The 18,894-nt window shown below is 37.6% G+C and carries 21 protein-coding genes; 15 read left to right on the top strand and 6 right to left on the bottom strand.

All coding sequences use genetic code 11. The features are described from left to right. The first annotated feature begins 3 nt into the window (after window positions 1-3). A complete protein-coding gene (locus ABDZ53_RS00370; protein WP_343752836.1) occupies window positions 4-1,563 on the top strand; it encodes a bifunctional metallophosphatase/5'-nucleotidase in 1,560 nt (519 codons plus the stop codon). 55 nt (window positions 1,564-1,618) lie between these two features. Here the strand turns inward: ABDZ53_RS00370 and ABDZ53_RS00365 are convergent, their stop codons facing one another. Then, window positions 1,619-2,518 carry a cation diffusion facilitator family transporter gene (locus ABDZ53_RS00365; protein WP_343752834.1) on the bottom strand — a complete coding sequence of 300 codons (900 nt, stop codon included), beginning with the start codon at window positions 2,516-2,518 and terminating at the stop codon, window positions 1,619-1,621. Between the two features lie 238 nt (window positions 2,519-2,756). Between ABDZ53_RS00365 and ABDZ53_RS00360 the strand changes: the two genes are divergently transcribed. Both ABDZ53_RS00360 and ABDZ53_RS00355 read left to right on the top strand, forming a co-directional pair. Next, window positions 2,757-2,993 (top strand): YdbC family protein, encoded by a 237-nt coding sequence (locus ABDZ53_RS00360; RefSeq protein WP_343752873.1) that lies wholly within the window; start codon window positions 2,757-2,759, stop codon window positions 2,991-2,993. Between the two features lie 22 nt (window positions 2,994-3,015). Beyond that, window positions 3,016-3,825 (top strand): aldo/keto reductase family protein, encoded by an 810-nt coding sequence (locus tag ABDZ53_RS00355; protein ID WP_343752832.1) that lies wholly within the window; start codon window positions 3,016-3,018, stop codon window positions 3,823-3,825. Between the two features lie 54 nt (window positions 3,826-3,879). Here ABDZ53_RS00355 and ABDZ53_RS00350 read toward each other — a convergent pair whose 3' ends face one another. Beyond that, window positions 3,880-4,473 carry a ribonuclease H1 domain-containing protein gene (locus ABDZ53_RS00350; RefSeq protein WP_343752830.1) on the bottom strand — a complete coding sequence of 198 codons (594 nt, stop codon included), beginning with the start codon at window positions 4,471-4,473 and terminating at the stop codon, window positions 3,880-3,882. Window positions 4,474-4,649: 176 nt separating this feature from the next. On the opposite strand from ABDZ53_RS00350, the gene cls reads away from it, so the two are divergent. From cls to ABDZ53_RS00320, 6 genes are read left to right on the top strand one after another with little or no spacing between them, the layout of a single operon-like run. Next, window positions 4,650-6,185 carry a cardiolipin synthase gene (cls, locus tag ABDZ53_RS00345; RefSeq protein WP_343752828.1) on the top strand — a complete coding sequence of 512 codons (1,536 nt, stop codon included), beginning with the start codon at window positions 4,650-4,652 and terminating at the stop codon, window positions 6,183-6,185. Window positions 6,186-6,198: 13 nt separating this feature from the next. Beyond that, window positions 6,199-7,074: an MBL fold metallo-hydrolase gene (locus ABDZ53_RS00340; RefSeq protein WP_343752826.1), complete on the top strand. Its 876-nt coding sequence runs from the start codon at window positions 6,199-6,201 to the stop codon at window positions 7,072-7,074. A gap of 59 nt (window positions 7,075-7,133) precedes the next feature. Further along, window positions 7,134-8,528 carry a bifunctional metallophosphatase/5'-nucleotidase gene (locus ABDZ53_RS00335; RefSeq protein WP_343752824.1) on the top strand — a complete coding sequence of 465 codons (1,395 nt, stop codon included), beginning with the start codon at window positions 7,134-7,136 and terminating at the stop codon, window positions 8,526-8,528. Further along, window positions 8,528-9,160, top strand: a complete 633-nt coding sequence (locus ABDZ53_RS00330; protein WP_343752822.1) for a YutD family protein — start codon at window positions 8,528-8,530, stop codon at window positions 9,158-9,160. The genes ABDZ53_RS00335 and ABDZ53_RS00330 overlap by 1 nt, the downstream gene beginning before the upstream one ends. A 17-nt stretch (window positions 9,161-9,177) precedes the next feature. Beyond that, on the top strand, window positions 9,178-9,948 hold the full coding sequence (locus tag ABDZ53_RS00325; protein ID WP_343752820.1) for a TIGR01457 family HAD-type hydrolase: 771 nt from the start codon (window positions 9,178-9,180) through the stop codon (window positions 9,946-9,948). Between the two features lies 1 nt (window position 9,949). Then, on the top strand, window positions 9,950-10,576 hold the full coding sequence (locus ABDZ53_RS00320; protein ID WP_343752818.1) for a TIGR01906 family membrane protein: 627 nt from the start codon (window positions 9,950-9,952) through the stop codon (window positions 10,574-10,576). 44 nt (window positions 10,577-10,620) lie between these two features. Here the strand turns inward: ABDZ53_RS00320 and ABDZ53_RS00315 are convergent, their stop codons facing one another. From ABDZ53_RS00315 to ABDZ53_RS00305, 3 genes are read right to left on the bottom strand one after another with little or no spacing between them, the layout of a single operon-like run. Further along, window positions 10,621-11,130, bottom strand: a complete 510-nt coding sequence (locus ABDZ53_RS00315) for a phosphatidylglycerophosphatase A family protein (protein ID WP_343752816.1) — start codon at window positions 11,128-11,130, stop codon at window positions 10,621-10,623. Window positions 11,131-11,152: 22 nt separating this feature from the next. Next, complete coding sequence (locus tag ABDZ53_RS00310) at window positions 11,153-12,151, bottom strand: NAD(P)/FAD-dependent oxidoreductase (RefSeq protein WP_343752814.1); 999 nt, start codon at window positions 12,149-12,151, stop codon at window positions 11,153-11,155. A 37-nt stretch (window positions 12,152-12,188) separates the two neighbouring features. Continuing rightward, window positions 12,189-12,671 (bottom strand): divergent PAP2 family protein, encoded by a 483-nt coding sequence (locus ABDZ53_RS00305; protein ID WP_343752812.1) that lies wholly within the window; start codon window positions 12,669-12,671, stop codon window positions 12,189-12,191. Window positions 12,672-12,826: 155 nt separating this feature from the next. Between ABDZ53_RS00305 and ABDZ53_RS00300 the strand changes: the two genes are divergently transcribed. Both ABDZ53_RS00300 and ABDZ53_RS00295 read left to right on the top strand, forming a co-directional pair. After that, a complete protein-coding gene (locus tag ABDZ53_RS00300; RefSeq protein WP_343752810.1) occupies window positions 12,827-13,420 on the top strand; it encodes a peptidylprolyl isomerase in 594 nt (197 codons plus the stop codon). Between the two features lie 45 nt (window positions 13,421-13,465). Further along, a complete protein-coding gene (locus ABDZ53_RS00295; protein ID WP_343752808.1) occupies window positions 13,466-14,320 on the top strand; it encodes an ROK family protein in 855 nt (284 codons plus the stop codon). A 40-nt stretch (window positions 14,321-14,360) separates the two neighbouring features. Here the strand turns inward: ABDZ53_RS00295 and ABDZ53_RS00290 are convergent, their stop codons facing one another. Continuing rightward, window positions 14,361-15,530: a MalY/PatB family protein gene (locus tag ABDZ53_RS00290; protein WP_343752806.1), complete on the bottom strand. Its 1,170-nt coding sequence runs from the start codon at window positions 15,528-15,530 to the stop codon at window positions 14,361-14,363. A gap of 163 nt (window positions 15,531-15,693) precedes the next feature. Here ABDZ53_RS00290 and ABDZ53_RS00285 point away from each other — a divergent pair, with 163 nt between their 5' ends. From ABDZ53_RS00285 to ABDZ53_RS00270, 4 genes are all read left to right on the top strand, one after another. After that, window positions 15,694-16,083, top strand: a complete 390-nt coding sequence (locus ABDZ53_RS00285) for a CvfD/Ygs/GSP13 family RNA-binding post-transcriptional regulator (RefSeq protein ID WP_343752804.1) — start codon at window positions 15,694-15,696, stop codon at window positions 16,081-16,083. 49 nt (window positions 16,084-16,132) lie between these two features. Next, a complete protein-coding gene (locus tag ABDZ53_RS00280) occupies window positions 16,133-16,522 on the top strand; it encodes a hypothetical protein (RefSeq protein WP_343752802.1) in 390 nt (129 codons plus the stop codon). 53 nt (window positions 16,523-16,575) lie between these two features. Then, entirely contained in the window at window positions 16,576-17,925 is a 1,350-nt protein-coding gene (locus ABDZ53_RS00275; RefSeq protein ID WP_343752800.1) for a glucose-6-phosphate isomerase, read from the top strand. A gap of 119 nt (window positions 17,926-18,044) precedes the next feature. Continuing rightward, window positions 18,045-18,575: a GNAT family N-acetyltransferase gene (locus ABDZ53_RS00270; protein ID WP_343752798.1), complete on the top strand. Its 531-nt coding sequence runs from the start codon at window positions 18,045-18,047 to the stop codon at window positions 18,573-18,575. Window positions 18,576-18,894 lie beyond the last annotated feature (319 nt).

Here is an 18,894-nt window from a genome sequence, read left to right as displayed (position 1 = left end):
AATATGAAATTAACTATTTTTGAGACAAGCGATGTCCATGGCTACTTATTTCCAACAGACTATCAATCCAGAAAGCAAGAAGCGGAGTTTGGTCTCTTTAAATTAGCGACTTTATTAAAGGAAGAACGGAAAAAAGCAGAAGGGCCTACATTGACCATAGAGAATGGGGACTTTATTCAAGGGTCTCCTTATTCTTACTATATTGTAAAAGAAAAACAGAATGCTAAGACACTGATTGAAGCGCTGAATCTCTTGGAAGTAGATGCAGGAGTCATCGGAAATCATGAATTCAACTATGGCGTAGACTACTTAAATACAGCTATCTCATCTGCTCAGTATCCAGTCCTTTGTGCAAATATATTAAACACTTCGGGAGAACCGGCCTGGGACACTCCCTATAAAATAGTTGAAAAAGAAGGCATTAAAATTGGGCTATTAGGATTGACTACACCTTACATACCAAACTGGGAACACCCGGAAAACATAGAAGGCTTGTCTTTCCAATCGGCTGTCGAGGCAGCTAAGAAGTATGTCCCCATATTAAAAGAAAAAGCCGATGTGATTATCGTCAGCTACCATGGAGGCTTTGAACGGGATCTGAAAACAGGAGAAGAAACAGAAGTTCTCACTGGAGAGAATGAAGGCTATGCTCTATTAAAAGAGGTCGATGGCATTGACGTTTTACTGTCAGGACACCAGCACCGATTAATAGCGGAAGTGGTTGATAAGACAGCCGTTGTCATGCCTGGAGAAAAAGGGACCTACTTAGGAAAAGTGACTTTAGACATACAGAAAGAAAACGATCAAGTTGAAATTCTTTCCATGACTCCTGAACTCTTATCAGTAGAGGGAGTCGAGCCAGATAAAGAAATGCTGGAAACTTTTCTTTCAGTTAATGATGAAGTGGAAGAGTGGCTGGATCAGCCCATTGGAGAAGTGTATGGGGATTTGGAAATAAAAGATGTGGAGAAAGCCCGTCGTGTTGAGCACCCTTATGTTGAATTTATCCAACGCGTACAGATGCATTTCACAGATTGTGATATATCTGGAACAGCTCTCTTCAATAATTCGGCTCGCGGCTTCGATTCCGTCGTGACTATGAGGGATATCGTATTAAATTATATTTACCCCAATACTCTGGCCGTTATGAAAGTCAGCGGGAAGGATTTAAAAGAAGCATTGGAAAGGTCTGCTACTTATTTTAAAATAAATAATCGTGGAGATATTGATATTAACCCAGAATTTTTAAATCCAAAACCTCAAATGTATAACTACGACATGTATGAAGGGATTGACTACACGATTGATGTCTCTCAACCTGAGTATGAGAGAGTGATAGAGTTTAAATACAAAGGCAAAGATATCCAGCCAGACGATACCTTGGAAATAGTTATTAATCAGTATCGGGCTGTTGGTGGAGGGAATTACCATATGTTTGATGCATCTAAAATTATTCGTGAGGTTACCATACCGATGACTGAATTAATTGGAGAGTATTTCAATCAATTTTCCCCGGTTGAAGCAAAAGTGAATCACAACTTTAAAGTGATTGCAACGAAGTAAGGAAAAAGGTCGGGCCCTGAAGGTCCGACCTTTTTTAACAAGAAATACTCATTCGTTACATTTGTTGAGTATTAAACTGCTCTTTTAAATTATCTGGTTCGACGTGGACATCCGTATAGAGCACATCAAACTCATCATATAATTTTCTTTCAATACGTTCTGTAATATCATGCCCCTCTTGGACAGTCATCTGTCCATCCACTAATATGGTAACATCGACATAGGTGTTAGCCCCGTACATACGCGCTTTAATAGAAGGAACGGCTTTTACGTCAGGTATGGTTTGAATAGCTTCTTCATATACAGCCAGTTTTTTAGTTTTAAACCCGTCTGATAAAGAAAAGGTACTCTCTTTAAATACATCTAATCCAGTTTTTAAAATGATGAGAGAAACTATAATAGCCATAAGGGAATCCAACCAAATCCAGCCGAGAGAAGCAGCAAGAATAGCTACAGCAGTAGCTAGACTGGTTAAACTATCGGCTAGATTGTCTTTTGAGACAGCTTTTAATCCAGAACTATTGACTTTAGTTGCCAGTTTTAAATTATAGCGATAAAGGAAAAAGAGAACGATAGCACCTGTTACAGCTACTATAGCAGCCGATTGACTAGGCTGAACAATATCCCCTGATATTAAACGAGTGAGACTGGTCAAAAAAACTTGGAAACCGACAAATAGCATGACAAAAGAGGTAATTAAACTAGCGATAGGTTCAGCTTTCCAATGCCCGTATGGATGGTTATGATCAGCTGGTTTTCTAGCTGTTTTCAAACCGATTAATACCGTAACAGAAGAAACGACATCTGTGAAATTATTAAAACCATCCGCAGACAAAGAAGAAGATTGTAAGAGAAAGCCGACAACAATTTTACTTACAGCTAAAACAATATAGACGGCTATACTGATTCTTGCTCCTTTTTCAGCAGAACGCACACGTTTGACTTGGTAATCCATAGTATCCCCACTTTTCCTTGCTTTCATTTCATTATCATATAAGACTTTTTGAATAAACTCAAATGGATTTGAACGATTTAATGGAACATTTATTTTTCGGACTAGGCTAAAAACAAATTTAGATAGGCTATGCCTTTATTTTTAAATAACAGGTATATTTGATATAATTGGAGACATGACAGATAAGGCTACTCTTCAGACGGATGAGTTGAAGGGGGCTGGGAAGGAGTGGAGACATATGAGTGATTTTTCTTTTGAAGTCTTAGAACATATAACCGTTTTATCAGAATCCCCTAAAGGCTGGAAAAAAGAATTAAATTTAGTCAGCTGGAATAATCAGGCCCCTAAATTTGATATCAGAGACTGGAGTCCTGACCATAAAAAAATGGGCAAGGGAGTCACTTTTTCGAATGACGAAATGCTGACTTTAAAAAAGACTTTAGAATCGATTGATTTAAACATGATGAATGAGTAAATACTATCTTAGGAGAGATAACATGGAAAAAGTACGTTTGAATAATGGTTTATCTATACCTTTACTAGGAACGGGAACAAATACTTATGGTAAAGAAGACAATAGCTACAATGGAGAATTAAACGGGGATTATTCTGCCCTACAATCTGCCATCGCGCTAGGGTACCGTTTAATCGACACAGCCATTTCTTATCGTAATGAAGCAGGTGTAGGTGAAACAGTTAAAAATTGCGGCATACCAAGAGAAGAGTTTTTCTTGACTACAAAGATTCCTCCCTCTGATGACTATACAAAAGATAAAGAAACAGTGAGACAAACCATAGAGCAAAGTCTTGAGAATCTTCAAACGGATTATATTGACTTATATTTAATTCATAAGCCGATTGAAGATGAGGAGCAATTAAAACTAACCTGGGAAGTCTTAGAAGAATATGTCGGAAAGAATAAAATTAAAACTATTGGGGTTTCCAATTTTACTGAAGAGCATATAAAGCAGATGGAGGCCTTTGCGACCATTAAACCGGCTGTCAATCAAATTCAATCTAACCCAAACAACTGGAATGATGACCTCATTAAATATTTACTTAAAAACGACATACGTCCACAAGCATGGGGACCGATGAATGCCACTGATGAACACAAAGAAGTTTTAACGGAAATAGGTAAACCTTACGGAAAGTCTTGGGCCCAAGTCATATTGCGTTATCAAATGCAAAGAGGCGTCATTGTTATTCCTAAATCGCATAATCCAGAAAACCAGAAAGCCAATCTGGATAGTCTGAGCTTCCTCTTATCGGATGAAGATATGACGAAAATTGATCATTTAACATAAAAAAGAGCTCCTTCCCATCCAGAATGAAAAGGATAGAAGGAGCTCTTTTTATCGTTATTTTAGTGCTTCTTTAGCAAGCTGATCGGCTCGCTCATTATACATGACACCTGTGTGAGCCTTCACTTTTACAAACTTCACATCAATGAGTGGAGCAAACTTCTTGAAAAACGCCACATAATCCTTGGAAACTTTTTTATTGGCTCGCCACTTTCCAGTAGCCCACATTTCGATGCCTAAATAATCATAATGTATGATAATCGATTCGTATTTATGTTGAATAGCCCACTTAATGGCATTTAAAGCCCCAAAACATTCTCCTGCAATTTGAAAACTTTCAGCATATTGGGGATCGTTATCCGCATTACTTAGTTCCTCTATAACGCTATTGTTTTTAATTAACACAGCACCGTAGCTATACCGCTTTGTGTGCTTATCAAAAGAGCCATCTACATACGCTATAACGGTTTGATCCGTTTCTTCAAAAGTAGCATGGGAGTCTTCATTCATATAATCTTCTGCTTCTGATTTTGTCGTAAACGACTTGAACTGGGCATTTGAAAAGCCTGATATTTCTTTCTGAGCTTCACTCCATTGGGTGTAAAGACCTGGGTTCCGTCCTTTTTTGACGGCATAATATTTTTTAGCCATATATTCTCCTTGATTAACTTTCTATCCTTGCCTCTTTTTAACTCTAGAAGATAGAGAGAGATTTGTCAATCAAGGATGATATATATATACGACCAATTTATTTAAATTAGCGGTCAACTAGTGACAACAGACTTAAAAAACGGCATACTGGACTAATATAGGGAGGGCAATGAAGGATGAGAAAAGTAGTTAGAATTATTTTTAAAAGAAGAGTTTTGTTGGCATTATTATTAATCATTCAATTTTTAATATTCGGATACATAATTAATCAGTCGGTCACCCAATCTATTTTTTGGGAAACCTTCTTTACCTTGCTTTCAATATCTGTAGCACTGCATGTTATCTGGACAAAGGGAAAAGAAGCGTATAAAATCAGTTGGATATTACAAGTTTTAATTTTTCCTGTTTATGGGACCTTGTTTTACCTCATGTTTAACCGGCAAACTCAAACACGCCAATTTCAGCGTAAATTAGAAGAAATTATGGAGACCCAGCTTCCTCTCAAAATGAAAGAAGAAGAAACCCTTGAAGAAGGAAAAGAAGCGTATCCCAATCATAGTAGACTGATGCATTATCTGGATTATGCAGGGAATTATCCGGTATATAACGATACGGATGTGGACTATTATCCGATAGGCGAAGCTTTTTATGAAGCCATGTTAGAGGAAATGAATAAAGCGAAGAACTATATTTTCTTTGAATTTTTCATCGTCGCCGAAGGAATCATGTGGAATTCTATGCTGAAGATAATGGAAGAAAAAGTCAAAGAGGGCGTAGAAGTACGCGTCATGTATGACGACATTGGAAGTTTTTTTAAACTGTCTAAGGATATGCAAAAGAAACTGGAAGAAAAAGGGATTCAATGCCGCGTTTATAATCCTTTTCACCCTATTATTACATCTGCTCAAAACAACCGGGATCACCGTAAAATCCTTTCTATTGATGGAAAAGTCGCTTTTACAGGCGGAGTTAATATTGCAGATGAGTACATCAATGAGTTGGAACGTTTTGGACATTGGAAAGATAACGGAATTAAGTTAAGCGGGAAGGGAGCATGGGGATTGACGCTCATCTTCCTGGAGTTATGGCATGCTATAGCTGATGATCAGTATTTAGAGGACACACAAGTTTTGCAGCCAACCTTTGAAGAACCCTCTAAAAAAATTAATGGTCTGGTTCAGCCCTTTGGAGATAGTCCAACGGATACGAAGAATTTCGGAGAACATGTATTAGTTAAACTGATTCATTCAGCCAGAGAATACGTTTATATTTACACCCCTTATCTTATATTAGATGAAAACCTTGAAACAGCGCTCATACTGGCAGCAGAGAGTGGCATTGATGTGCGTATTATCACCCCTAAGCAATGGGACAAGTATTTAGTCCATGTGACGACACGCTCTTACTATAATGAATTAGTGGATGCGGGAATTAAAGTGTACGAATACACTCCCGGATTTATGCATGCAAAAACCATGTTGATTGATGGAAAAGCAGCCGTCGTCGGAACAATAAATTTTGATTACCGAAGTTTGTACCTGCATTTTGAAAATGCTGTGGTCTTATATGGCAATGATGCTCTTAAAGAGATTAAAAAAGATATGGAAGACACGATAGAAATCAGTGAGGAAATGACTCAAAAGGAATTATCTTACTCCCTACCTGTTCGAATAGTTAAAAGTATACTGAGATTATTTGCACCTTTGATGTAAAGGAGAATGTGATATGGACTCTTTAAAAATAAACCAGACGACGGTGACATGGCTAAACGGAGGCGTTAGTCATGTTGATGGGGGAACGCTATTTGGTCCCGTACCTAAAGTGTTGTGGAGCAGGCGTTACCCTTGCAATGAGAAAAACCTAGTGGAAATGCCTACAGAACCTATACTGATTCAGCACAATCAAAAGAACTATTTGATCGATGCAGGGATTGGAAAAGGGCGTTTTTCAGAAAAAGACAAAAGGAATAAAGGAATCAGCGAAGAATCAACTATTCCAGAAGACTTAAAGACAATAGGCTTATCTGAACAGGATATTGATGTCGTCTTGATGACTCACTTACATGATGACCATGCTGCTGGATTAACTAAAATAGAAAATGAACGTTTGGTCTCAGCGTATCCGAATGCTAAAATAATCATTGAACAATCTGAGTGGATAGCTATGAAGGAACCGAGCAAACGGAATAAGGGCACGTACCCAAAAGAAAATTGGATAGCCATTGAGCCTCAAGTGCACGTATTTGAAGGTTACTTTACAACTCATGATGGCATTGAACTATTTAAAACAAGTGGTCACAGTGAAGGGCATAGTGTGGTTAAACTGACTTTAGGAGAAGAGGTCCTTATTCATTTAGCTGACCTATTTATTACACACGCTCATATTAATCCTCTGTGGGTCAGTGCGTTTGATGATTACCCTTTAAGGTCTATTGAAGAAAAAGAAAGATGGATCAGTGAAGGACTGGAAAAAGAATGGACCTTTCTTTTTTATCACGACGCCTATTACCGAGCCGTTCAGTTTGATAAAGCAACCAAAGAGATTAAACAATCTATAAAGCGTTCAAAGAAGGCAGATGTGCCTTTGAGGTATGAGAGTTAACCATTTATAGCGGTGCGATGATAACTCAATAGAATACTAAGAATGTTGGAGGTCAAACCTTGGAGACTATCACATTGTTTCATACGAATGATATGCACTCCCATTTGGAGTATTGGCCAAGAATAGCCCAGAAATTAAGAAGTAAGAAAATGGAATTACTTGACAGGAAAGAATCTGTTTTTGTTTTTGACAGTGGAGATGCAGGAGACCGAATTCATCCTCTGACAGAAGCTACAGATGGCCAGTTTATATCAGAGCTTTTAAATGAAGCATACTACGATATCGTGACAATTGGAAATAATGAAGGCATTGGCAACACCAAACAGCAATTAAACCAGTTATATGACAAAGCCAAGTATTCCGTTGTTGTGTCCAATATCAAAGAAAGAAACACACTAAAACAACCCGAGTGGGCGGATGAATTTCATATTCTCACTACTCAAAAGGGATACAAATTAGGGGTGATTGGGTGTACCATTCCTTTACCAACCAGTTATGAACTTTTAGGGTGGGACATTGAAAACCCAATAGATGCCATCCATCGTCTGATAAAGACGTATAAAGAATCTGTCGACGGGTTTATTTTACTTAGCCACTTGGGTATTCATACCGATCGAGAGATTGCTGCTCGCTTTAAAGAAATAGCAGTCATTATGGGAGGACATACCCATCATCTTTTGCCAGAAGGGGAGCAAGTCAATCACACCTTGATTGCCGGAGCAGGGAAATTCGGAAAACATGTGGGGCAAATTTCTCTTCACATGATAGGCAGTTATCACTTTAAAGCGCAGGCTAGAGTGTTCAATGCAGAAACGGATATTCCCCCTTTGAGAGGCGAAAAGAAACGTATCACTCGCTTAAATAGGAAAGGGAAACACCTGTTACAGGAAAAGAAGATAGCCTATTTACAAGAGCCATTTGAAATTGACTGGCAAAGATGTACAAATTTCGTATCATTCACTCTGAAGATGTTGATTGAGAAGACAGAGGCAGACTTATCCATCATCAACTCCGGTTTGTTTTTAAAGCCCCTTCTTAAAGGTTTGGTTTCATTTAACGATATTCATGAATCTTTACCTCATCCGATGAGGCTTCTAACCTTTCATATAAAGGGAGAGGATTTAATCGAACTCATCCATTCTATGGAAGAACAAAGAACAAGATTACGTCATTTACCAACCGCTGGATTCGGATTTAGGGGCCAATTGTTTGGAGAAATCTGTTATAGTGGAATTCAGAAGAAAAATGATGAATTTCGCGTGAACGAAAAACTGCTTCATCCTAATCACTGGTATAAAGTCGCTACAGTGGATTACTTTTTATATGTTCCGTTCTTTCCTATTATTGAAGAGAGAACACATCCGCGGATGGAATATCCCGATTTTTTAAGAACGCTAGTAGCCAATGAATTGAAAGAAAATTATCCCGTTCCGAAACGAAAGGAAAGAAAATAATGGACAAGAACCAAGATGAAAAAAACAACTCTAAATCATTAACGACTGATAAATTAGATACCTTACTGAATGAGGATAATCGATTGATTAAACGATTAGATTCAGAAACAATAGGTATTAAAAATAAATCGTATAAAATCAAAGAAAATTACCGTGAAGCACTGGATTTAGAATTATTGGAAGAAAGGTACAGTGAATTACTGGATAAGTATGATTATATTGTGGGAGATATGTCATATGGAAAATTAAGGTTAAGAGGTTTTTATAAAGATTCCAATCGTAAAGCTCCTATTGATATGAGAATATCCAGTTTGGAAGATTATCTATTAGAGTACTGCAGCTTCGGATGTGCCTATTTTGTATTGGAAAACTTAGAAGCGAATAAGTCAACTGATCGGTCACCTAAAGCTCAGTCAGACCCAAAAAGAAAACCACCTTATTCAAAGAAACGCACAAATCCGAAAAAGAAATCGGGAACGAAACCAAACACTCAAAAGAAAGAGAACAAACGGACATTTACTAAGAAGAGTCGAACAGATGAAAAAATAGTTTCATCACAAAAAGAAAAAGTAAAAGAGATAAAAAATGACAAAGGATCCACACGTTTTCAAATTAGAAAGAAAAAAGATTAAACAAAATGGAGGATACAATGAATAGAAAAGAATATAAAGGGTATTTAGTAGATTTAGATGGAACCATGTACAAGGGGAAACAAAGGATAGAAGAAGCTGCTCCCTTTATTACACGCTTAAAAGATAAAGACATCCCTTATGTATTTGTGACCAATAATTCGACTAGTAGTCCAGAAGAAGTAGCTAAAAAATTAGTGAATCATTTCGATGTCCCTGCTGAGGCATCCGAGATTTATACCAGTTCACTAGCTACAGCTGACTACTTGAAAACATTAGAAGGAAATAAAGTGCTGGTGGTTGGTGAAAGAGGATTAGTAGAAGCCTTAACACAAGCTGGTTTCGAATTAACTAGCGAAGACCCGGATCATGTGGTTGTCGGTTTAGATAGAAATCTAAATTACGAGAAAGTCGTTCAAGCTACTTTAGCTATTCAAAAAGGAGCCTCTTTTATTGCAACCAATAAAGATACAAACTTACCAACAGAGAGAGGTCTCATGCCTGGAGCAGGCTCTTTAGTCGCCATGATTGAAACAGCGACTCAAACTCCTCCTACTTTTGTTGGGAAACCCGAAGCCATCATGATGGCAGGAGCAGTTGAGAAAATTGGTTTAAATAAAGAAGATGTCCTGATGGTAGGGGATAATTATGAAACGGACATTTTGGCTGGAATCAATAACGGAATAGATACTTTACTAGTCTTAACCGGCTTTACCTCAAGAGATGATTTGAAACTAGTCAACACCCAACCGACTTATATCGTCGAGACACTGGATCATTGGGAGGAGTAGCATGCTTCAATTAAAAAAAGCAGGAGGAGTAACGAGCCTTGTGCTGCTGATTATCACAGCCAGCATCGCTTTTGTTATCTTATTCACACCTCTTTATCATTTTTCAATATGGGTTCATGACTTACCAGACAAATTAAATATGTCTCATGGAACAATTGCCGAAAATTACTATGCTCTCTTAAGGTACTTACATTTTCCATGGGTGACCGAGTTAAATATGCCTGACTTTCCCAGTTCACCTAGTGGTGCTTATCATATGTGGGAAGTCAAAATTTTGTTTTACATTAACTACGCCATACTGATTGTCTCGGCTATAGGTTCATCTATCTATATGCGTTATGTTAAAAGGAACCGTAAAATCTGGACATTAGAGAGACCTTTTTTTATAGCTAGTTTAGCTCCGCCTGTCTTTTTAGTCTTGTTAGCTATTAATTTTGACCGTATGTTTGTGGTTTTTCACCAGATATTTTTCAACAATGACTACTGGATTTTTAATCCTTCGACTGACCCGATTATACTGGCACTCCCTCAGGAATTTTTTATGTATTGCTTTATCGTTTTCTTTGTTTTGGTTCAACTAGGATTTGTTCTCATTTATCAATACAGTAAAAAGAATGGATTTAAATAAAAAACAACGCCCTCCTTGTTAATAAAAGGAAGAGGCGTCGTTTTTTATTTCATAACATCAGATATTTCGGGATTGGCATGCGCTAAGCGACTAGCCGCAGCAGCTGCAATGGCCCCAACAATATCGTCTAAAAAGGTATGGGTGCTGTTTGTTTCCGTATGCTCATCCAAGCGTCCAATCACTTTTGGTTTTAACTTATCTAAATAGCCATAGTTAGTAAATCCAATGGAACCATAAACATTCACTATAGAGAGTGCAAGTATTTCATCAATCCCGTATAGCCCCTCATCTTCTTTGATGATTTCTTGTAAAGGACTGGAAAGTTTGCCTTGTTCTGCTAAGACATCCAATTCTATTCCCGTTAGGATAGCGTTTTGAACTTCTCGTTTTCGAATCACTGCTCTTACATTGTCGAGGCATAAATCCATTGAAATCTCTTCCAAGTAAGGCTTCTGTAAATCATAGACTAATTCTGCAATCTCTTCTAAAGTGACACCGCGTTCCTTCAAAAGACTTAAAGCTGTATCATGTAACTTTGATGCTGGTTGTACCATGTGAATCTCCTCCTTCTCGTATTTAATCTTCAAATGTTAACTTAGTGCTTTGAATAGGCTGGGTGTGTTCTTTAGGGTAGATGGAATGAACCGCATGATTGACAGCGGTAGGGGCTTCACCAAAACCAGTGGCTATCAGTTTCAATTTTCCATCGAAGGTAACCCCGTCCCCAGCTGCATAAATTCCTTCTATAGAGGTTTCCATCTTACTATTGACAACTATATCAGACTTGTCCAGATTTAACTCCCAGTCTTTAATCGGTCCTAATGAAGAAACAAAACCGTAATTGACAATAAAATAATCCACATCTAAGGTTTGAGTTTTTTCTCCACGCGTCTCTTTGAATGTGACCGAATCTAACTGTTCATCCCCACTTATGCTGGAGGGAACAAAGGGAGTAAGGATATCGACACTTGAAGACTTCAACAATTCAACGGAACCCTCATGCGCTCTGAAGCGATCTCGGCGGTGAACTAAATACACTTTCTTAGCGATGGATTCGAGTGTCAATGCCCAGTCAACTGCTGTATCTCCTCCGCCACAGATAACAACAGTTTTGTCTTTATACAAATCCAGATTTTTTACAATGTAATGCAAATTTTTTTCTTCGAACTCTTCGGCTTTGGGTAAGGATAGTTTTCTTGGCTGGAATGATCCTTGTCCAGTCGTGATAATTATCGTTTTTGAATAATGGACACCTTTTGAAGTTGTCAAGCGGAAATAATAGTCATCCAATTTTTCTATTTGCTGGACTTCTTCTTCTAGACAAACGGTTTGTTCGAAGTGCTCCATTTGAGCAGTTAGTTGAGAAACCAGTTCTTTTCCAGTGACACCAGCATAGCCCCCAACATCATATAATGTTTTCTCGGGATAAAGGAGAGCAACTTGCCCGCCAAGCACTGGAAGAGACTCAATTAATTTTGTTTTAGCATTTCTCATACCCGCGTAAAAAGCGGCAAACATGCCTACTGGTCCTCCACCAATTATGGTAATATCATATAACTCTTCTGAAACTGTCACTCAATAACCCTCCATCACATAGTCGTACAATTAGATATTAATAAAGCGTCCCTATAATTAATGCTATGATGATGCCTGAAATAATTCCAAAGAAAACTTCAATTGGTTTATGGCCTAAGTATTCTCTAGATTGACGTTCTTCTTCATGCATCGCATTTATTTCATCACGGGTATAGTGGGTAAACGTCTTTCTTAAGTTTTCGAAGTCGGAGAGCAATTCATTGATTAGTATGCCATGCTCCCCACTTTGACGTCTGACCCCCATTGAATCGAACATTACAATCATACCAAAAGTGATAGCAATCGCAACATAAGGGGACTCTATTCCGTACTCTATGAGCAAGCTTGTTATTAAAGCGGTCACTCCGGCGGAATGAGAACTAGGCATCCCTCCAGTGGACGTAGCCAGTGCTATGGAACTTGGCCTTTTGAGTAATAATGCAACAGGCACTTTAATTATTTGAGAAATAATAATAGCGGATAAGGCAGCTATTAAAGGATAATTGTTCAATAAACTCATGTAGATACTTCCTTATATAAATTTTAAAGCTATTATTAATAATAACACGAAACAGTATGAATAATGAGATATTTGTTTACAAAAATGAAAACATATTGGAAAAAAGAAGCATCTAGGGTACACTTAAGACATATTATGAAATAGGAGGGAATAAGATGAATGAATTTCCACAATTAAATCTTGACACTGCTAAAGGACCAAAAGCAGTCATTGAAACGACAAAAGGTACCATTACGGTCCAGCTTTTTCCAGAATTAGCTCCTAAAACCGTTGAGAACTTTATTGGACTAGCAGAAAAAAACTATTACGATGGAGTTATCTTCCATAGAGTTATTCCTAACTTTATGATTCAAGGAGGAGATCCAACGGGTAGTGGAATGGGAGGAGACAGTTTCTTCGGCGGATCCTTTGAAGATGAATTTTCACCGAATCTATTTAACTTAAATGGGGCTCTTTCCATGGCAAATGCTGGACCAAATACGAACACTAGCCAGTTTTTCATCGTAACCATGAGCGATCTGCCTGAGCAGATGGTTTCACAACTAGAAGAGGCAGGCTTTCTTAATGAAATTATCGATGCGTATAAGAAAAACGGCGGAACGCCTTGGCTTGATCAGAAACACACTGTTTTCGGTCACGTAGTAGAAGGGTATGAAGTAGCTGATACGATTCAAAATGTAGAAAGAAATGCTATGGACAAACCGAACGAAGATGTCACGATTAAAAGTGTGACGATTATTGACCAGTAATCTACCATTCTAATAGAAGATAATATTGAGACAAGGAGAGTCCATATGTTAGGAGCTATTGAAGCAGGGGGCACAAAATTTGTCTGTGCTGTCAGTGATAATGACTTAAATAATATTAATAAAATATCTATACCCACCACAACTCCTGAAGAAACATTTTCAAAAGTGTTTGATTTCTTTGATGAATATACATTAGATGCTATAGGTATCGGTTCTTTTGGTCCCATAGATATCAATCCTGAATCGGATACGTATGGGTATATTACCTCTACTCCTAAAACAGCGTGGAAACACACTGATTTTATTGGAGCCATAAAGGAGCGGTACTCTATACCCGTGGGTTGGACTACGGATGTGAATGCTGCGGCATTAGGAGAATTGACTAAAGGAGCAGCATTAGAAAATGATTCATGTCTGTATTTGACAGTGGGAACTGGAATAGGTGGCGGTGCCGTAGTCAACGGCAAAGTGCTGGAAGGCTTTGGGCATCCAGAAGTAGGCCACATACTTGTAAGAAGACATGAAAAAGATACCTTTGAAGGTTTTTGTCCTTATCACAAAGACTGTTTGGAAGGATTGGCGGCTGGACCGGCAATTGAGCAGAGATACAATAAAAAAGCTCAAGACCTCCCAGAAGATTCAGAAGCATGGGATATAGAAGCGTATTATCTAGCTCAAGCATTAGTCAGCTACACTCTTACATTAAGCCCTGAGAAAATTATTCTTGGCGGGGGAGTCATGAAGCAAAAGCAATTGTTGCCAATGATTAGAGAAAAATTCGCTGCGTTGTTAAATGATTATGTCTCTACTCCTGACTTAGAAGAGTATATTGTATCACCTGAATTAGGAGACGATGCGGGCGTTACAGGGTGCTTGTTACTTGCCCTTGAAGAATTATAAGATTAAAAGAGTTGCCTCTCCAAGAGAAGGCAACTCTTTTTTACAACGTATCGAAGACATGTTTGATTCTATTTAGGCCTTCTTCAAGCATAGGTTCAGGCACGGCAAAATTTAACCGCATGAACGAACCACCAGCCAGACCGTAGCTAATACCATCGTTCAAAGCGACTTTTCCTACATCCGCAAAGGTTTCTTTCAGTTTAGTTTCTTCTATATCAAGTGAAGAGGCATCGAACCAGAACAAGTACGTGGCCTGTGGAACCATAAAAGGCACTTCGGGTAGAGCAGTACGAAAGAAATCAAGAACTGTTTGTCTGTTCTTTTTAAGCTGGTTCATTAAAGCTTCATGCCAATCACGAGAATGAGAAAATGCAGCTTCTGTGGCAGCTAATCCAAAGCTGTTTACTGAAGATAAATCGGTTTGTTCTTGTATATGAACCACCTTACTTCTAAGTTCCTCATTATAAATAACCATAAAGGATGCTTTGACACCGGCTATATTAAAAGTTTTGGTTGCCGAATGCAGAGTAATGACTACATCTTTAAAGGATTGATCCAAAGTAACGGGAGATACACACGTGTAGTCTGTATAGACTAAATCACTGTGAATTTCATCGCTAATCAATATCACGCCATAGCGTTGACATAACTCGGTTAATCTCTGCAGTTCTTCTCTAGACCAGACGCGTCCGCCAGGATTGTGAGGATTGCTCAGTAAAAATAACGAAATAGAGTGCTTTCTCATCTGGTCTTCTATATCCTTAAAATCCATTTTGTATAGATTATCTTCAATAGTCAATTCACTACGGTAAACCCTGCGGTTATTATTTTCGACAACAATCGAAAAAGGGGTATAGACCGGATCATGAATAAGTACGCCATCTCCTTCTTTCGTTAGGGCCTGTATAATAACCGCTATAGAAGAAAGCACACCTGGAGAAAAAAGGATGTCTTCTTTTGACACGTCCATATGATGCCTTTCTTTCTGCCACTCTATTATAGAATGATATAAAGAAGTCTGTGGAAAGGTATAACCTAATATTTCTGTATCAATTATACGCTTAACGGCTTGTTTTATTTCAGGAGCATTATCAAAATCCATGTCAGCTACCCACATCGGTAGGACGTTCTTATCCCCAAACATCTCTTCCAACATGTCCCATTTCACACTTCCTGTATTTCTACGTTCTATTTCTTTATTGAAGTCCATATTATCTCTCCTACTTATAGATTCACTGTTTCTTTTAGTATCGTTAAAAATCCTTTTGAAAGCAAGCGTTACCAGAAAAAGAGGTGTTTCCAAAAGTCTTTTTTTCATGCTATACTAACTAATGATGATTTTAATTGAACCATGATGACGGAGAGGGGAATTCATGGTGTACAAAATTGGACAAAAGGTAAGAGGGAAAGTCACAGGTATCCAACCTTATGGAGTGTTTGTTTCAATAGATGAAGAGACACAAGGTTTAATCCATATTTCTGAATTAAAACACGGATATATAAAAAACATTACCGATGTGGTCAATAAGGGCGATGAGGTTGAAGTAGTGATAATGGATATTGATGAATATTCAAAAAAAATCAGCTTGTCTTTGAGAAGCCTACAAAAGCCTAAATATCATCCTTTTGCAAACAGACGTAATATATCCAGGTATGGAAAAAAAACAGGCGTGGGCTTTAAGTCTATTGATAAAAAAATGCCGAAATGGGTCGATCAGGCGTTGAAGGAAATTGAAGCAATGAAGCATAATAACATAGATTGATTGGGTGTACATCGTTTATAAAGAGCAGTCTGAGAAAGGTGTTTGAAGATTGATAAAAGAAAACCACTATGTAGCATGCACGATACTAGCACAAGATAAAGATGGAAGATATGTTTTTCTAGTAAAAAAAGAAAAAGAAGGATTCTCTTTTCCTGCAACAGTTGCTGAACCGAAGAAAACAGGTTTAGCCTGCGTCATTAATCGGTTAAAAGAAATTGTTCATCTAGATATTGAAAAATTAGAACTCAGTGAACTGACGAATGCCATAGTTGATAATCATAGAATCCCACTGTTTGTTTTTTCATATGACAACGTGGATACTTTACCACACGACTTACTACCAGAAGATAGCGAATTGTCATGGGCACATTCGGAAAACATCGTCTCTACTTTAGAGCAATGGAAAATATCTGGGGTACCTCAGTTTTTACTTATTTAATACACTTAGCAATAAAAAATACACATCACTTATGATTACGGAGGAATGATACAATGACACACTTAACATTTGATTATTCAAAAGTAGTAAACCAGTTTATTAAAGAAGACGAGTTAAACTATATGCAGCCTCAAGTGACAGCTGCAGACACGTTATTAAGAGAACAAACAGGACCTGGAAGTGAATTCTTAGGATGGGTCGATTTACCTGAAAACTACGATAAAGACGAGTTTGCTCGTATAAAACAGGCAGCCGACAGAATCCAAACTAACTCTGAGGCACTCGTTGTCATTGGGATAGGTGGATCGTATTTAGGAGCTAAAGCAGCTTTGGATTTTCTCAATCATTCTTTCTATAATGAGTTAAGTAGTGAACAGAGAAAGACACCACAAATTTTCTTTGCGGGGAACAACATAAGTTCAACCTATTTATCTGATTTAATTGAAACAATTGGAGATAAAGATTTCTCAGTAAATATTATTTCTAAATCTGGAACTACAACGGAACCAGCCATTGCATTCCGCGTATTTAAAAAGTTGCTAATCGATAAGTACGGTGAAGAAGAAGCAAAAACCAGAATTTATGCTACGACAGATAAAGAAAAAGGGGCCTTAAAAACTCTAGCAGATGCTGAAGGATATGAAACTTTCGTTATTCCAGATGATGTTGGAGGACGATTCTCAGTGCTGACAGCTGTCGGCTTACTTCCAATTGCTGTTGGAGGCGGAGATGTTGATCAGCTCATGCAGGGAGCTAACCAGGCCAGAAAAGATTTTTCAAGTGCTGACCTTTCTCAAAACCTAGCTTATCAATATGCTGCTTTACGAAACATTTTATATAGAAAAGGGAAAGTAACCGAGCTTCTGATTAACTATGAACCAAGCTTACAGTACTTTTCTGAATGGTGGAAACAATTATTTGGAGAATCTGAAGGAAAAGATCAAAAAGGTATTTACCCTTCAAGCGCCAACTTCTCGACTGATCTGCACTCGTTGGGACAGTATATTCAGGAAGGCAGACGTAACCTATTTGAAACAGTGATTAAAGTAGATAAAGCGAGTAAAGCATTATCTATCCCTACCGAAGATGAAGACTTAGACGGATTAGGCTATTTAGAAGGCAAAGAAATTGATTTTGTTAATACCAAAGCCTTCCAGGGGACATTACTCGCTCATACAGACGGTGACGTTCCAAACTTCGTATTAACTATTCCAGATAAATCTGCTTATACATTAGGATACCTATTCTATTTCTTTGAAATTGCAGTAGCAGTTTCCGGTTATATGAACGGGGTCAATCCATTCGATCAGCCTGGAGTAGAAGCGTATAAGAAAAATATGTTTGCACTACTTGGAAAGCCTGGTTTTGAAGAATTAGCTGAAGAACTAAACGAGAGATTATAAAACAGATAAAAACCATTCACTCTAAACTTATAGTGAATGGTTTTTATTTTGAATTAAGTTTAGTATAATCAAAGACGTTTATAAATAATGATGAAACGATAATGAGGGGTTGATTCAATATGAGTACGGTAAGGTTAGCAACACTAGAAGATACAAAAATGATAAAAGAGATTCTATATCAGACGGCGTATTGGTTAAGTGAGAAAGGATCTGAGCAATGGTCCGGCTTGTTAAAAGGGGAAGACGTTCATAATATAGAGGAAGCTATAAATAGAAAAGAAGTCTATGTAGTATATATTGAAGATGAAGTAATCGGAACGTTTGCTTTATGGGATCAGCAGACAGACTGGGACACAGACCTTTGGATGAAAGATGACACGAGAGACTATTACTACTTACATCGAATAGCTTTAGCAAAAGACTCACATGGTAAAAATTTAGGAAAGGAACTGTTGCGAGCTGTTAAACTAATAGCTATGGAAACAAATAAAAAAGAAGTGAGATTAGACTGTATTGCTACAAATGATTATTTAAATCACTTTTATAAATCAAACGGTTTTACTTATTATAATACTATAAAAGACTATGATAACGGGGAAGGTTTACAGGATTATAATTTATTTTATTGGAAAGTTGAAAATAATAGTTGACGAAGTCAAAGTATCCTGTTACTATTAATCTCGTTGCTGCAAAACATTTAAATGAAATGTAGAGCAACAAATAATAAATAGTTTCATCTTGACATTGGATTTACATTAAGCTATAATGAAATAGCTGTCGTAGATAGGTAGTTAACGCTTACAACTTTAAAAAATATTTTAAAATAAGTGTTGACAGATAATGAGACAGATGATATTATATAAAAGTTGCCTCATGACGAAGCAACTGAAAGAAAGAGTTAGATCTTTGAAAACTGAACAAAGTAAAACAACCAAATGTGCAGGGGTCTTCGGTTCAATTATTGAATCG

This window comes from Alkalibacterium iburiense, from assembly GCF_039521845.1.
GTDB lineage: Bacteria > Bacillota > Bacilli > Lactobacillales > Carnobacteriaceae_A > Alkalibacterium > Alkalibacterium iburiense.
This window is presented reverse-complemented; position numbering and strand designations above follow the sequence as displayed.